This is a genomic window from Nostoc sp. (assembly GCF_036917635.1).
Classification (GTDB): Bacteria; Cyanobacteriota; Cyanobacteriia; order Cyanobacteriales; family Nostocaceae; genus Nostoc.
Genome location: NZ_JBALCW010000037.1, coordinates 72,009 through 87,042 on the forward strand (window position 1 = coordinate 72,009; position 15,034 = coordinate 87,042).

11 protein-coding genes are annotated in these 15,034 nt (G+C 38.9%); 5 read left to right on the top strand and 6 right to left on the bottom strand.

Annotated elements, in window-relative coordinates; all coding sequences use genetic code 11:
* Positions 1-242 precede the first annotated feature (242 nt).
* Positions 243-959: an ROK family protein gene (locus tag V7K32_RS10280; protein WP_334992747.1), complete on the bottom strand. Its 717-nt coding sequence runs from the start codon at positions 957-959 to the stop codon at positions 243-245.
* Between the two features lie 345 nt (positions 960-1,304).
* Between V7K32_RS10280 and V7K32_RS10285 the strand changes: the two genes are divergently transcribed.
* The gene (locus V7K32_RS10285) at positions 1,305-1,808 is read left to right on the top strand and encodes a 2TM domain-containing protein (RefSeq protein WP_334992749.1); all 504 of its coding nucleotides are present in this window, start codon (positions 1,305-1,307) and stop codon (positions 1,806-1,808) included.
* 308 nt (positions 1,809-2,116) lie between these two features.
* Here V7K32_RS10285 and V7K32_RS10290 read toward each other — a convergent pair whose 3' ends face one another.
* From V7K32_RS10290 to V7K32_RS10300, 3 genes are all read right to left on the bottom strand, one after another.
* A complete protein-coding gene (locus tag V7K32_RS10290) occupies positions 2,117-3,172 on the bottom strand; it encodes a 3-deoxy-7-phosphoheptulonate synthase (RefSeq protein WP_334992751.1) in 1,056 nt (351 codons plus the stop codon).
* Positions 3,173-3,482: 310 nt separating this feature from the next.
* A complete protein-coding gene (locus V7K32_RS10295; RefSeq protein ID WP_334992773.1) occupies positions 3,483-5,156 on the bottom strand; it encodes an alpha-amylase family glycosyl hydrolase in 1,674 nt (557 codons plus the stop codon).
* A gap of 306 nt (positions 5,157-5,462) precedes the next feature.
* Complete coding sequence (locus V7K32_RS10300; protein WP_334992753.1) at positions 5,463-5,837, bottom strand: DUF1823 family protein; 375 nt, start codon at positions 5,835-5,837, stop codon at positions 5,463-5,465.
* Positions 5,838-6,251: 414 nt separating this feature from the next.
* Between V7K32_RS10300 and V7K32_RS10305 the strand changes: the two genes are divergently transcribed.
* Complete coding sequence (locus V7K32_RS10305) at positions 6,252-6,554, top strand: acylphosphatase (RefSeq protein WP_334992755.1); 303 nt, start codon at positions 6,252-6,254, stop codon at positions 6,552-6,554.
* Between the two features lie 334 nt (positions 6,555-6,888).
* Here V7K32_RS10305 and tmk read toward each other — a convergent pair whose 3' ends face one another.
* Complete coding sequence (tmk, locus tag V7K32_RS10310) at positions 6,889-7,524, bottom strand: dTMP kinase (RefSeq protein WP_334992757.1); 636 nt, start codon at positions 7,522-7,524, stop codon at positions 6,889-6,891.
* Between the two features lie 137 nt (positions 7,525-7,661).
* On the opposite strand from tmk, the gene V7K32_RS10315 reads away from it, so the two are divergent.
* From V7K32_RS10315 to V7K32_RS10325, 3 genes are all read left to right on the top strand, one after another.
* The gene (locus V7K32_RS10315) at positions 7,662-9,506 is read left to right on the top strand and encodes a hypothetical protein (RefSeq protein WP_334992759.1); all 1,845 of its coding nucleotides are present in this window, start codon (positions 7,662-7,664) and stop codon (positions 9,504-9,506) included.
* Between the two features lie 128 nt (positions 9,507-9,634).
* Positions 9,635-11,728 (top strand): hydantoinase/oxoprolinase family protein, encoded by a 2,094-nt coding sequence (locus V7K32_RS10320; protein WP_334992761.1) that lies wholly within the window; start codon positions 9,635-9,637, stop codon positions 11,726-11,728.
* Positions 11,729-11,793: 65 nt separating this feature from the next.
* Positions 11,794-13,419 (top strand): hydantoinase B/oxoprolinase family protein, encoded by a 1,626-nt coding sequence (locus tag V7K32_RS10325; protein WP_334992763.1) that lies wholly within the window; start codon positions 11,794-11,796, stop codon positions 13,417-13,419.
* A gap of 25 nt (positions 13,420-13,444) precedes the next feature.
* Here V7K32_RS10325 and glpK read toward each other — a convergent pair whose 3' ends face one another.
* A complete protein-coding gene (gene glpK / locus V7K32_RS10330; protein WP_334992775.1) occupies positions 13,445-14,965 on the bottom strand; it encodes a glycerol kinase GlpK in 1,521 nt (506 codons plus the stop codon).
* Between the last annotated feature and the right edge of the window lie 69 nt (positions 14,966-15,034).

Sequence of the window (15,034 nt, forward strand, 5' to 3'; positions counted from 1 at the left end):
TAAAATAAAAGCCTACAACGTTGTTGCACAGTCTTAAATTTTAACTATAATTTAGATTACTGCATGAAAAAATTACACAAGGCCGCTGACACATAAATGTCTGTGCGATTATTTTGCCTAAGCTGTGTTAATTTTTATATCATTTTTAAATATTCAGAAACAAGCACCTTAATAAAAAGTGCGACAATATGCCGCCCTTAGACATCGCTTAGTACGCCCAGTTGTGGATACTGAAAAATTTTTTACCTTTTCTCATCTCGCCACAAAGCAATACCGCCTAATAAACCAGCGATATTGGGGATGAGTTTTACATTTAACGGTAGCTCTAAATTCACTCTCACGGCTTCACCGCCACCAATGTAAAGGTAATCATAATTGAATAGATGTTGCAAGGATGCGATCGCCTTTTCTAAACGCCTATTCCATCTTTTCTCACCAATTTTTTCTAACTCTGCACGCCCCAACTGCTGCTCAAAAGTCTCTCCTTTGCGAAACGGATGATGCCCCATTTCCATATTCGCCACCAGCTTACCATCCACAAATAAAGCTGAACCAAACCCTGTACCCAAAGTAATCACCAATTCCACACCTTTACCTGCGATCGCTCCAAACCCCTGCATATCTGCATCATTAATTACGCGTACAGGCTTGTTTAAGTGTTTTAATAATGCTGTTTCCAAATCAAATCCGATCCAATCTGGATGTAAGTTTACCGCAGTTTCTGTGACTCCACACCGCACCACACCGGGAAAACCGACCGAAACGCGATGAAATTCACCAAGAGATGCTGCTAACACAACAATTGCATTAATTACAACCTCTGGTGTAGCAGGTTGGGGTGTATCTAAACGCGCTCTTTCCGTTACAGGATTCCCCGTAATATCCAAAACCATAGCCTTCACGCCACTACCGCCAATATCTACCGATAGGGTACGAATCGATCCATTTTCGTCAACCATTGAGTTATATCCTTCTTACTGCTTGTTACTTCGTTATTATCCTCTGCTGCATCTTAATAATATCTGGATATTTGGAGAGTCTTTATATTGGTGGGGAGTGGGGACTGGGGAGTACGGAGTGGGCGGGAGGCAGGGGAGAGTAACTCTTGACTAATGACTAATACTTCGGCTTACCTCGGCAAAGCTTGGCACAAGTCGCTCAGTACAAGTGACCAATGACTAATGACTAATGACCAATGACTAATAGATTTGCTAATCTAAGAATAATGGAAATAGTACTGGAGTAGCTGCTTAAAATTTATCGGGCAGCAAATTTCTATTAAAAGTAATATAAGAGAAAGAATTATGACGACATTTGAACCCAAGAGCCTTCGCTCTTATAGCCAAGATGATGTCCAACAAATTCTGCAATTAGCGATCGCTCGTCAAGCTGACGACAAAGATACAGAATTTTCTTATGAGCAGATATTAGAAATTGCTGCTGAGTTAGAAATTTCACCTGAGTCTTTAAAATTAGCAGAACGCGATTGGCTAGTACAACAGGGACAAGTTCAACAACGAAAGGCTTTTGACGCTTACCGCATCAGAAGATTTCAAAAGCGTCTAGGAAATTATGCAGTTTTCAATGGCTTTTTTATACTGCTAAATTTAATCACTGGTGGCGGAATTTCTTGGTCGGTGTACATTTTGCTATTCTGCGGATTGCCTCTAGGACTGGATATCTGGAATACCTTTCAAATGAAAGGCGAAGAGTATGAAATCGCATTCCAAAAGTGGAGCCGTAATCATCAGATTAAGAAAACCATCAGCACAGTTTTGAATAAGTGGTTTAAGGCATTACAGGCTTAATAGATTTCCTTGGCTTTAGCCTACCCCCACCCAGAAGCACTCAGAATTCAGTTGGGTATGAGGTGCTGCTAGAGCGAATTAAATGATATGCGATCGCCTTTCCTTTAGGTAATAGCGATCGCTTGCTCACCCCAACTGATTATGTAACCAAGCTTCCCAATCTGCGATCGGCCTATATATTAGCCTTGGAATTCTATTATTGCGAGGCGGATAAAAACGAAGGGGGGATTGTCATATATAGGTAATGACAAGCCCCACTAGCGTTGGGGAGTAACATTCAAAGCCTCTGAAAACCTAGACTATGGTATCTATTTAAGTTTTTCGTGAGCAGCCAAAATAATTTTTTCGGTTTCTTCCCAGCCAATACATTTATCAGTTACAGAAATCCCATATTTTAATTCTTGTTTAGCAGTAATTGCTTGACTACCTTCATACAAATGCGATTCCAGCATCATGCCAACTATTGATGTATTACCATCTACTATTTGCTGAATAATATTTTCTAAGACAGCACCTTGTAATTTGTAATCTTTATTGGTATTGCCGTGGCTACAGTCAATAACAATTCTGGGTGGTAAATCTGCCTGTTTTAATTTCTCTTCTACCAGTTTGACATTTGCCGGATCAAAGTTAGGCTGACTACCACCCCTTAAAATTACGTGACCGTAGCCATTACCTTTAGTTTGAAAGACGCTGACCTGTCCGTTTTGATTAATTCCGATAAAATTATGCGGGTTTCTAGCTGATTGTAGGGCATTCAAAGCTACTTGAATATTGCCGTCAGTACCGTTTTTAAAACCCACAGGCATGGAAAGTCCACTTGCCATTTCGCGGTGAGTTTGTGATTCGGTGGTACGTGCGCCAATGGCAGACCATGAAATTAGTTCACTTATATACTGAGGTATAATTGGATCTAGTGCTTCTGTACCAGCAGGTAATCCCAATTCTGTAATTTTTAATAATAGATCCCGTGCAATTAATAAACCATTCTCTACATGGAAAGAATCATCCATATCTGGATCGTTAATTAATCCTTTCCAGCCTACGGTTGTTCTTGGTTTTTCAAAATACACTCGCATAATTAGTAGCAGCTTATCCTGGACTTGCTCGGCCAATCTTTTCAACCTTTGGGAATATTCGAGCGCTGCTTTTGTGTCGTGGATTGAGCATGGCCCAACTACTATAAATTTTCGCCGATCTTGAAAATCTAGGATCTGCTCTATTTCCTGCCTATATGCTAAAACTCTTTGCTCGGCTAATTGTGTTAAAGGTAATTTTGATTTAACTTCATTGGGAGTTAATAAAATGCGGTCGTTCTCAATATTAATATTATCGATATTACTATTAAATAATTTGTTGTGCATGGGGATGCTCTGGCAATTTGATATACGCACTTTAACTCAAAATTGTAACACAGCCAATGCAATGTTAACAATTCAAAATTCAAAATTTAAAATTACAGACATTTCAGATGGGGATTTAAACCCCGACTGAAACTGTTGCTACATATAGATTGTAGGTTCTTAAACCCTTGAACTTACGATATAAGCTTATTTTTTACTTGACAAATTTATCACTAAATTGTGGGTGAATAAGGTAATAACTGAAAAAGGGGAAATATTTTCCCCTTTTTTATCTACTATTGGGCTACCGCCTCAGTAGTAGTGTATATAATTAGTGCCATACAAACACTTTGGCTTCGTATGGCCCCAACTCAGTTATGATGCCATCGTCACCAGCTTCGACATCATAATTGGCTGTCCACTCGTGCCATTTACCAGCGCTAGGAAAGTTAGTAACATGATAGTCAGCTAGGAAGTTTTCTGAGAAATTTGCAATTACGACTACACGAGAACCTTCGTCATTCCAACGAGTATAAGCTAATACTTTTGTCTCTGGATTTTCGTGGATAAAATCAATATTTTCTGTGTAAAGGGCTTGATTGCTTTTACGCAGATTGGTTAAGCCTTTGTATGAATCAAATAAACTACGATTTAAATCATTACCTAATAGCGTCCAATCGATTTTGGATGATTCAGGTTGTTTAGGTTTGTACTCACCAAATTCTTCTCCCATCCAAATCAAAGGTACGCCAACAGCAGTCATTAGGATGGCTACTCCTAATTTAGCCCGCCTAAAGGCTTCTTCGTTAAAAATCTCACGGTTCCCCAGTTCTACCATGACATGGTTATGATCGTGGTTGGTGAGGTAATTTACTACATTGGTGGCACCCAAGAAGCCTTGGCGCTTGCAGTCAATGACATCTTTGAGACGCTCTAAATCAAATGTATCACCGCAGATATGTTCTAGAATGCAATGATAGAAACTATCATGCCAGCAACCATCCATTGGCCCGTCTACATTGGTAATGCTGGTAGTTTCAGGAATGTGTTCGGCAACATTGTAAAAAGGCTTCATGCTAGCAGTTTTTTTGGCTTCCTGAACAATCCAGTGCATGAAGTCGTAGTTAGCAATTTGCCGCGCCGCATCATAGCGAATACCATCAAGATGATATTCTGATATCCAAAAACGGATTGTTTCACCAATAAATTTCCACGCTGGATGAATATCTAATTTTTCGTCATAATGTTCATAATTAAATTCAGGTCCCCAGTTATTATCAGGGTCACGAGGTTCGTGATGATACCAATAATCGTGGTCAATTTGTGTTAAAGGAGCAGATGCTTCTGAGTGGTTATAAATACCGTCCAGAATTACACGAATACCTTTACCATGACACTCATCAATCAATTTTTTCAAATCAGCAGTAGAACCATAACTAGATTCTGTTGCAAAGAAGTGGCGCGGGTTATAACCCCAACTATAATCACCAGGATATTCTTTAAGTGGCATCAACTCAATAGCGTTGATTCCTAGTTCGCATAGATAATCTAACTTTTCAATGACGTGTTTATATTTGCCTCGTGCATAAGGGTCATCCTCGCCACCAGAAAAATCACCCACATGCAATTCATAAATTACTAATTCGTGGTCAGCAGGTAAAGGTTTATCATCATGTTGCCAAAGGTATGTATCGGTAATCCTTTCACCATTTTTGACCCGGATAACACCATCATCTTTTCCACTCTGTTCATCTATATCAGTTACATAAGGGTCTGTAACATCAACCCATTGTTCTGGTTCAAAAAACCATGAATTTGACTGGATGCGAAATTTATAATTATAAGCGCCGTCTTCTAGTTCAACACTTGTACGAAAATAACCATCATCACCTTTTTCCATTGGAATTTCTTGCCAATCAGAAAAAGAACCAATTAATGCGGCTCCTTTGTTGTAAGGTGCAAATAAATTAAATTCAATTGGCTTTGCCATAGAACTGTTTGTAATACCAAGGGTTAATATAAGTATTCTCGGATACTCAATTAAATTTCCAAATCGCTCTAGAGAAATAATTCTATAACTAGCGCTTCTATCTTAAGGATGAGTTTATAAAAGTTTTATAAAAATAACTACTTTTTGCCTATTTCTGACTGTTTATAAAATTTATTTTTTAACTAATATCCAGATTATATTTAGTACACTTACTACCTATAATACTAATGTTTAATAATGGTTAAAAATTTTTATTAAGTTATTAATTAGCAGATATTAAGCCAAACTAGAATAGTTATTCATAAATATCTGCTGTATAGATTACTCAATCTCGTTAGTTTGTTGCAGATAACTTAACAACCAATTTGCTGCTGTCGCCCTGCGAGTTTGCCGAGGCCCAAATTCTCCAATTTTGTAACCTTTGAAACCGAGTTTTTCCTTGAGCATTTGTTTATTTTCAGCCGGAATAGAACGAGTCAACTTGACTATTGCAGGGCGAGATTCAATGAAATCTGGTGGTTGTGGGGACTCATCTTGCCATTCTGGTGCAACTTGGCTAGTGTCCCATTGTGCAATTGATGAGTCAAAGCGATAGCCTAAATAATGCCATAGCAATTTGTTAACTGTGGCATCATCAAGTTTTTCGTCAAGAATTGCCCAAATTGTTTCTGTATTGAGTGGTGGCAGGTTAGACATAAGCAATTCAAAATTCCAAGTTGAAAAACTGACTAGTGATTAATTAAATTCACTACAGTTAGTAGGTATTGAAAAATACTTTATCACTACTTTGCGGCACTGCCAAAGTTCGGGATAATTTTATTTTTATCTACACCTGCTGGAAGATTTATCCGCTACAAGCATTAGACAAACTACTAAAGTGGCTTTAAATAAGAAGATTCGCTAACTCAGGAGGAAAATTATGGGAATAGGAGAATAGTCGGTGGCAAAGAAACAATGTGATGAAGAATGAGATAATAGCGATCGCCAGTACAAACATCGCAGCAATGACGGCGATGGCGAAAACCGGGATTAATTTCGCAAGTTGGAGTTAAAAATAGCTTGTGTATACACAAACTAGGTAGACTGGAATCGTAAACATTAGACCAGTTTATGCAGAATTCCACAGCACTGCCAAAGATCATCCGCGCCCATGTATTCATTTCTGGCCGAGTCCAAGGTGTGGGCTACCGCTATTCTACTGTGGATACAGCTAGCCAGTTGGGATTAACCGGCTGGGTGCGGAATCTCCCTGATAATCGGGTAGAGGCAGTCTTTGAAGGGGCGCGAGATGTTGTAGATGATATGGTTCGCTGGTGTCACTCTGGGCCGCCTGCTGCTGTAGTTAAAGATGTTGTGGTTGAGTATGAAAAACCGGAAGGGTTACGGGGATTTGAAGTTAAGCGGGGTAAATAGTTAGTCATTTGTCATTGGTCATTAGTCATTTGTCCTTTGTAAATGACTAATAAGCTAAAAACAAATAAGCTTGCATAACCCTTATTAAATATAACTCTTGTGGGGTGGGCATCCTGCCCGCCCAGCTTATGCAAGTTTATTTGTGGAACAGCTTAACAATGAACTGCTATAGGAGTGATTTGGGCTTTTGGGAAACTTTATCATCTAAGAAAGTAGTCATTTTGAGTCCTAAAACCTGGTTGAAAAATCTGAAAGCTGACTATTTAAACCAAGGATGCAAGGACAGTTAAGTAGACACTTTAAAAAATTTTACCTTCAAAATTTGAGGTGATGCCTATGGTAACTCCTTCAAGTGGACGCGCAAAATTCCTTGAATTACTTGTTGTACAGCTTCTTTACTCAAGCTGCCATCTACCCGCACAATTCTTGAGGGATAGGATGCTGCTAACTCTGTGTATCCTTGCTGAACGCGGCGATGAAAAGCGATTGTTTCTTGTTCAATGCGGTCTAACCCTATTCCATCTAAGAGTTTACGGGCTAGTCCTACTTCGACATCAACATCTAGCCAAATAGTTAAGTCACTCTCTAAACCAGCAGTGGCAATATGATTAAGCTGATTGATTAAACTCATGTTTTGACCGCGACCATATCCTTGGTAAGCAATGGTAGAGTCAGTGTAGCGATCGCATAAAATATATTTCCCTGCTGCTAGATTTGGCTTGAGTTCTTGTTCAACGTGTTGCGACCTGTCAGCAGCATACAACAAAAGTTCTGTCACTTGTGCAACTGGTTTATCCTCTGCCTTCTCTAATAGCAAGCGGCGAAGATGTAAGCCTAACTCTGTTCCTCCTGGTTCACGAGTCACAACCACAGAAACACCTAGACTTTCTAACCACTCAGAACAAAGCTGCATTTGGCTGGTTTTACCACAGCCTTCCACCCCTTCAAATACAATTAATTTGCCACTCATTTTTTTTCTTGTAATTGTAATTCCGCTAAACCAGCAAGCTATCTAATTGTCAACATACATAGAAATTAGTTCGACACCCATAGGATCACCTAAGTTAAAAATTAGACTATCATTTTGAAAAAAGATGATAGATAATTATGGTGTGTCAAAACTGCCAACAGGTTATAGAACAGCTAAATATTAATATTGACCTTTTCTTTCAGAAATTAGAGACAGCTTCAAATAGAAAGCAAATCAGTGAAATTGACAAGGAAATTATTTGTCAATCTCTATTAGGACACTATCGAGAAGATATCGCTACAATATTTAATTTATCTGACCAACAAATTAGAGATAGGCTGAGTAAGAATATTTATCCCAGAATAGCTGAACTGATGCAAATTGACCAAGAACAGATAGCTAATAAGTGGGTTAAGCTGCTTAATTTCTTACTTCATCCTAATAATGGATATAAATTGCAGACTGCTCCTCAATTAAACAATGATAACTTTCAAGGTAGTTTTGGCAGACAAATTTTTCTTTATCCCCCAAATCAAGATATTGTTGAGTTACAGATACAAGGTAATAAATTTTATCAGCAAGGACTTTATTATCAAGCATTAAAGTGCTTTGTTTGGGCTTGGAAAAAAGAAATAGAAATTTATGGTACAGGAAATCCAGAAGTTTTAATTTATATTAATAACTGCTTAATCGAATATAAAAAATCTCTTTTACGAGAGAAAAAAATTAAGATTTATACTTTGGCTGTAGTTGTGCCATTTTATCATAATCAAGGTCATGTTGCATCTGAAATTTTAAGAGGTATTGCTCAAATTCAACTTCAAGTAAATCTTCAAAGCTTTGATAAAATTTCACTAGAAAAAGAGATAAATTTAGATGAGATAAAACCCGATAAGTTTTTTACTCTAAATAATACAGATAGTCAAATAGCCTGCAAAATTTTAATTGTCAATGATCCTAATAATTTATATGCACCATATAGCCAAACAGCAGAGAATTTAGCCAATTTAGCGCCACAATTAAACCTGATTTCTATCATCGGTCACTATTCAAGTGAAATGACTAAAAAGGCACTACAGTTATATTCTCAAAATGGACTAATTTTAGTAACCTCTAGTAGTACATCTAATGAACTTTCTCATTTATCTGGGGGTGAAAGCTTATCCTTTTTTAGACTGACTACTCAAGATAGCATAAATGCCACACAGTTAGCTCATTACTTGACAGAAAGATTGCCCGGTAAAAATATTCAAAAAGTAGCTATTATCTATAATAAAAATAGTAGTTATAGCACTTCATACAGAAATACTATCAAAACCTGTTTAGAGCAATATAGTGAAAAGTTTATTTTTCTCAAAGAATGTAGTTATATTAGCGAAAAATATTATCAGATTCAAGCTTATCTAGAAGATATTAAACAGAATGGCGTTGATATTATTATCATAATTCCTGATGGAGGAATTGAACCTAATTCCCTCGATAATGCTGGACTGATTAGTAGATTAAAAATCAATAACTGTCTAATAGCTGGTTCAGCAACTTTTTACCATGAGAATGTTTTACATTGGATTGATGAGCAAAATCAGTATAATTTGGTAAATAAAAATGACTGTCAAATTATAGCTTGTGTTCCTTGGCATTGGCACAGCAAAACAAATGGGTGCAATAGTGAAAATCAACTAGGGCAAAAGTTTTGTCAACTAGGCACTCAATTATGGGGAGAAGAAAACTTAACATGGCGTAGTGCAACAGCTTTCGATTCAGTGTTAATAATTATGAGAATTTTAGAGCAATTTGACATTTCAGATAGTCAATCTTTACTGATATGTATGAATAAATATTTCAAAGAAGACAAAAAACAAGTTAAAGGAGTTACAGGGATTATCCAATTTGAAAAAAATGGCGATCGCATCAATCCCCCAGCAGAAATAGTAGCTGTAAAATGGAATGCACAAAAGTCTAAATGGCAGTGGACAATTTAATATTTATCTTTCCTAGCTAATTGACTATATCTAAGTTTCACATCTGTAGAAAAATATTTCACACTTGAAGTAGAAAGACTTCATAACCCATTGTTATGCTACATGTATAGCGTTGAGTAAACAGAATTATGTTAAAGTTTTTTGCAGATCGGGGTGGTACATTCACAGATATTGTTGCTGTTACTAATAATCAAGGAATTATAGACAGACTCTCAAGAAATCCTGAACGTTTTTTAATTGTTTCTCTAGCTAATCAGCAATGGATTATAGTCTACAAGCTGCTTTCAGAAAATCCCGAACAATATGAAGATGCAGCCATCCAAGCAATTCGGGATATCATGGGTATTTCCAGCAACGAAACTATTCCTAGTGAAGCAATAGAAGTAGTAAAAATGGGGACAACAGTAGCAACAAATGCCCTGTTAGAAAGGAAAGGCGATCGCGTCGTTCTTTTCATCACCAAAGGCTTTAAAGATGCACTACGAATTGGCTACCAAAACCGTCCTAATATCTTTGCTCGTCATATCATTTTACCAACGATGCTTTATGAGCAAGTGATTGAGATTGATGAACGTTATGATGCTCATGGCAATGAATTAACCCCTGTAAATATTGAACAAGTAAAAAATGACTTACAAGCAGTTTACAACACAGGAATTCGGAGTTGTGCTATTGTTTTTATGCACAGCGATCGCTATCCTGAACACGAACAAAAAATAGCCAAAATCGCCCAAACAATCGGCTTTACACAAATATCTGTATCTCATCAAGTTAGTCCGTTAATGAAATTAGTCAGCCGAGGAGATACAACTGTAGTCGATGCTTATTTAACTCCGATTCTCCGTCGCTATGTCAACCAAATAGCGAGTCAGCTACCTAGAGTAAAATTAATGTTTATGAAATCTGACGGCGGTTTAGTTGCAGCCGAACAATTTCAAGGCAAAGATAGTATTTTGAGTGGCCCGGCTGGAGGTATTGTCGGTGCAGTTCAAACTAGTAAAAGAGCAGGTTTTGAGTTAGTTATTACCTTTGATATGGGAGGGACAAGTACAGATGTCGCCCACTTTAAAAGAGAGTATGAACGACAACTAGATTCAGAAATTGCTGGGGCGCGGATGCGAGTTCCGGTATTAGCAATTAATACCATTGCGGCTGGAGGCGGTTCAATTCTGTTTTTTGATGGTTCTAGTTATCGTGTCGGCCCTAAATCTGCTGGTTCAAATCCTGGCCCTGCTTGTTACCGACGTGGAGGGCCATTAGCGGTTACTGATGCTAATGTCATGTTAGGCAAAATCCACCCACAATATTTTCCCTCGGTTTTTGGAATTGATGGGAATTTACCTTTAGATAAAGATACTGTAATTCAGCAGTTTACACAATTAGCCCAACATATTCAAGCCGCTACATTAAATCATTCTACTCCTGAACAAGTAGCGGCTGGATTTATTGCGATCGCAGTCGAAAATATGGCGAACGCAATTAAAAAAATCAGTCTGCAACGGGGTTATGATGTCAGCCAATATGTGCTTTGTTGTTTTGGCGGTGCAGGTGGACAAGTTGCTTGTTTAATTGCTGATACTTTGGGAATGAAAAAGATATTTCTTCACCCTTATGCTGGTGTTCTTTCTGCTTATGGAATGGGATTAGCTGATGTCAGGGCGATTAGAGAAGGAGGAGTAGAACAGCCTTTAACCCAAGCATTAATTCCTAAATTACACCAGTTAATGGAATATTTAAAAGTTCAAGCTAGAAGTGAAATAAATGAAGCTAATGCTCAAACAGAAATAGTAAAAAAAGTCAACTTAAAATATGAAGGAACTAACTCTACTTTAACCGTTAACTTTGGTGATGATGTGGTATTGATGCGGCAACAATTTGAGGATGAACATAAATCTCGTTATGGTTTCATTCAATTAGATAAAACTTTAATTGTCGAATCCGTTTCAGTAGAAGTAATTCACAAAATGGAGACTCCCGAAGAACCCTTAATTACTCGTACACGTTCTATAGGTGGAGCCATCGAAGCCGTTGAAACAGTAAAGATGTTTACTGCTGACAGATGGTATGATACGCCTGTTTACCGACGAGAAGATTTACAACCAGAAGATAGTATTAATGGGCCTGCGATCGTTGTCGAAAAAATTAGCACAATTGTAGTTGAATCTAACTGGCAAGCAATATTAACTGAAAGTAATCATTTAATTTTACAACGTCTTGCATAAAGCTTTAAAGTTTAATTTCATTAAGCAAACCTACTTACTTTCTGAAAATTATTAGGAGATTTTCAATGTTAAACTTTTCTTCTCTTCCTTCGGAAATACGCTCTCAACCCGATCCCATCCGCTTAGAAATCTTCAAAAATCTCTATCAATTTATTGCAGAACAAATGGGAATTGTTCTCCAAAACACAGCTGCATCAGTAAATATCAAAGAAAGGCTGGATTTCTCCTGCGCTATTTTTGACTCATCTGGATTATTAGTTGCTAATGCTCCCCATATTCCTGTACATTTAGGCTCAATGAGCGAAAGTGTCCGCAGTTTAATTAACGAAAAACGCGACACCCTAAAACCAGGAAATGTCTATCTATCTAATAACCCCTATAATGGCGGAACCCACCTTCCCGACGTAACTGCAATTACCCCTGTTTTTCTAGAAAGTCGTGAAAATACTCCCTTCCCTACTCCCTATTCCCCATTCCCTACTCCCCTCTTTTTTGTTGCTTCTCGTGGACACCAAGCAGATATCGGTGGAATTACTCCAGGTTCAATGCCTCCGCAGAGTAATACAGTAGAAGAGGAAGGAATTATTTTTGATAATTTTCTCTTAGTTGAAGAAGGCAATTTTCAAGAATCGGCAGTAAGACAGCACCTTTCAAATCATACTTATCCTGCTCGTAACCCTGACCAAAATATTGCTGATTTTAAAGCACAAATTGCCGCAAATGAACGGGGAGTACAAGAACTTCGTAAAATGGTTTTCCAATACGGGGTTGATACTGTTCAAGCTTATATGAAGTTTGTACAAGCTAATGCTGAGGAGTCGGTGAGAAAGGCTATAAATCTTCTCAAGGATGGATCATTTGTATATGAAATGGATAATCAGGCACGAATTCAAGTTAAAGTGACGATTCATCCAGAAACTCGTAGTGCTACCATTGATTTTACTGGAACTTCTGAGCAATTAAATAGTAATTTTAATGCTCCTAAAGCTGTAACTCAAGCAGCAGTTTTATATGTCTTTCGGACTTTGGTTGATGATAATATTCCACTTAATGCCGGGTGTCTTAACCCTCTAGAAATTATTATTCCGGTTGGCTGTATGCTGAATCCAACTTATCCAGCAGCAGTAGTAGCGGGTAATGTCGAAACTTCTCAAACCATTGTCGATGCTTTATATGGCGCTTTGGGTATCATGGCTGCTTCTCAAGGAACGATGAATAATTTTACTTTTGGTAATGAGCAATATCAATATTATGAAACAATCTGCGGCGGTTCTGGGGCAGGAATTGGTTTTGATGGAACTGATGGTGTTCATTCTCACATGACTAACTCCCGTTTGACCGATCCAGAAGTTTTAGAAACCCGTTATCCTGTACTTTTAGAAAGCTTTAATCTTCGTGCCGATAGCGGTGGTAAAGGGCAATATTCCGGTGGTAATGGAGTTGTCCGCCGCATCCGTTTTCTAGAATCGATGACAGCTAATATTCTCTCTGGCCATCGAGTTGTTCCTCCCTTTGGATTAAATGGTGGAGAAGCTGGACTTGTCGGACGCAATTGGATACAACGTCAGAATGGAATTGAAGAGAATTTAGACAGCACAGCAACAGTAGAGATGAAACCTGGGGATGTTTTTGTGATAGAAACTCCTGGAGGAGGCGGATTTGGTAAAGTCTCTTATTTGCGTAATTCGTAATTATAGGACTTACTCCGAACTAGGGCTACTCCTCCCAAGCGAGAGTGCGTTTCACTGCCTTTTGCCAAGTAGGAAAGTTGGACAATGGGGCCTCGCTCCTCGGCTCAAACACACGCTCAATTTGCCGTTGCTGCACCAGTACTTGATAGCTCTCCCAAAATCCTACAGCTAAACCTGCTGCAAATGCTGCACCTTGAACAGTCGTATCGCGCATTACCGGACGTTCAACTGGAATACCTAATACATCAGCTTGGAACTGCATCAGAAAATTATTCTCGCAAGCACCACCATCTACGGTTAATCGCCCAACTGGAGTACTGCTAGATGCATTAATCGCCTGTACTACTTCCAGAACTTGATAAGCGATCGCTTCCAACACGGCGCGAACTAAATGCTCTGGTTGTACACTGGCGGTAATGCCGAAAAAGGCTCCCCTAGCGCTCATATCCCAGTAGGGTGCGCCCAGCCCACTAAATGCAGGCACAAAGTAGACTCCGCCATTATCTATTACCTGATTTGCCATCGCTTCACTTTCGGCAGCAGTTTTAATCAGCTTCAAGCGATCGCGTAACCATTGGATACAAGCTCCACTAGTAAACATACTACCTTCTAAGGCATAGCCTACATCTAAAGTTCCTTTCTGATTTGCTTGTGTCCATGCCACCGTAGATATAAGTTGATGGTGCGAACGCACAATTTGATCGCCTGTATGAGCTACTAAAAAGCTACCAGTCCCATAAGTACATTTCATTAAACCGGGGCGATGTCTACGACGGGCTACGCCTACGCAGCCATGACCAAATAGAGCCGCTTGTTGATCCCCCAAGATGGCAGTAATCGGAATTTCAGCGCCCAACAAACTACCATCAGTAACTCCAAATACTCCTAAACTCGGCTGAATTTGGGGCAAAATATGCGCCGGTATCTGAAATAGTTTAAGTAAATTTTCATCCCACTCACAGGTTTGGAGATTCATCAACATTGTTCGGCTGGCGTTGCTGTGATCAGTAGCATGGATGCCACCTGTAAGGTTCCATAGCACCCAGGTATCAATAGTACCTGCTAAGATATTCTTCAGGTCAACATCTGTAAACTTGTCTAATAGCCACCTGAGCTTAGTCGCAGAAAAGTAGGCATCGATGATTAATCCGGTGCGATCGTAAATTTCTTGAGCGTAGCCTTGCTGTTGTAATTGGTGGCAAAGGGGAGCAGTGCGGCGATCTTGCCAGACTATCGCTCTATGGAGTGGTTTACCAGTAGTTTTGTCCCAAATCAAACAGGTTTCACGCTGCACAGTTAGTCCCAAGGCTGCGATCGCTGATGGAGCAATTTGGGCATTCTCAATTGCGGTTTGCATCACCCAACACGTATCCTGCCAAATTTGTTGAGGATCATGTTCTAACCATCCGGGCTGAGGATAATACTGAGTTAGTTCTTTATATGCCTGCCCAACAATCTTGCCGTCTGTGTTAAACACAAAGGCGCGGTTGCCTGTTGTACCTAAGTCCAGCGCTAAGATGTAGCCTGAATCCCCAGAGGGTGACAAACTGAAATAACGAGTATAAGATTGATTCGTTTTTACTGGTGCATTCAAAATGTCAAATTTTAGTCTTCA

Excerpts from the sequence above, each read along its gene's own strand:
- V7K32_RS10280 (WP_334992747.1), bottom strand. The coding sequence starts at position 959 with ATGGTTGACGAAAATGGATCGATTCGTACCCTATCGGTAGATATTGGC.
- V7K32_RS10285 (WP_334992749.1), top strand. The coding sequence starts at position 1,305 with ATGACGACATTTGAACCCAAGAGCCTTCGCTCTTATAGCCAAGATGAT.
- V7K32_RS10290 (WP_334992751.1), bottom strand. The coding sequence starts at position 3,172 with ATGCACAACAAATTATTTAATAGTAATATCGATAATATTAATATTGAG.
- V7K32_RS10300 (WP_334992753.1), bottom strand. The coding sequence starts at position 5,837 with ATGTCTAACCTGCCACCACTCAATACAGAAACAATTTGGGCAATTCTT.
- V7K32_RS10305 (WP_334992755.1), top strand. The coding sequence starts at position 6,252 with ATGCAGAATTCCACAGCACTGCCAAAGATCATCCGCGCCCATGTATTC.
- tmk (WP_334992757.1), bottom strand. The coding sequence starts at position 7,524 with ATGAGTGGCAAATTAATTGTATTTGAAGGGGTGGAAGGCTGTGGTAAA.
- V7K32_RS10315 (WP_334992759.1), top strand. The coding sequence starts at position 7,662 with ATGGTGTGTCAAAACTGCCAACAGGTTATAGAACAGCTAAATATTAAT.
- V7K32_RS10320 (WP_334992761.1), top strand. The coding sequence starts at position 9,635 with ATGTTAAAGTTTTTTGCAGATCGGGGTGGTACATTCACAGATATTGTT.
- V7K32_RS10325 (WP_334992763.1), top strand. The coding sequence starts at position 11,794 with ATGTTAAACTTTTCTTCTCTTCCTTCGGAAATACGCTCTCAACCCGAT.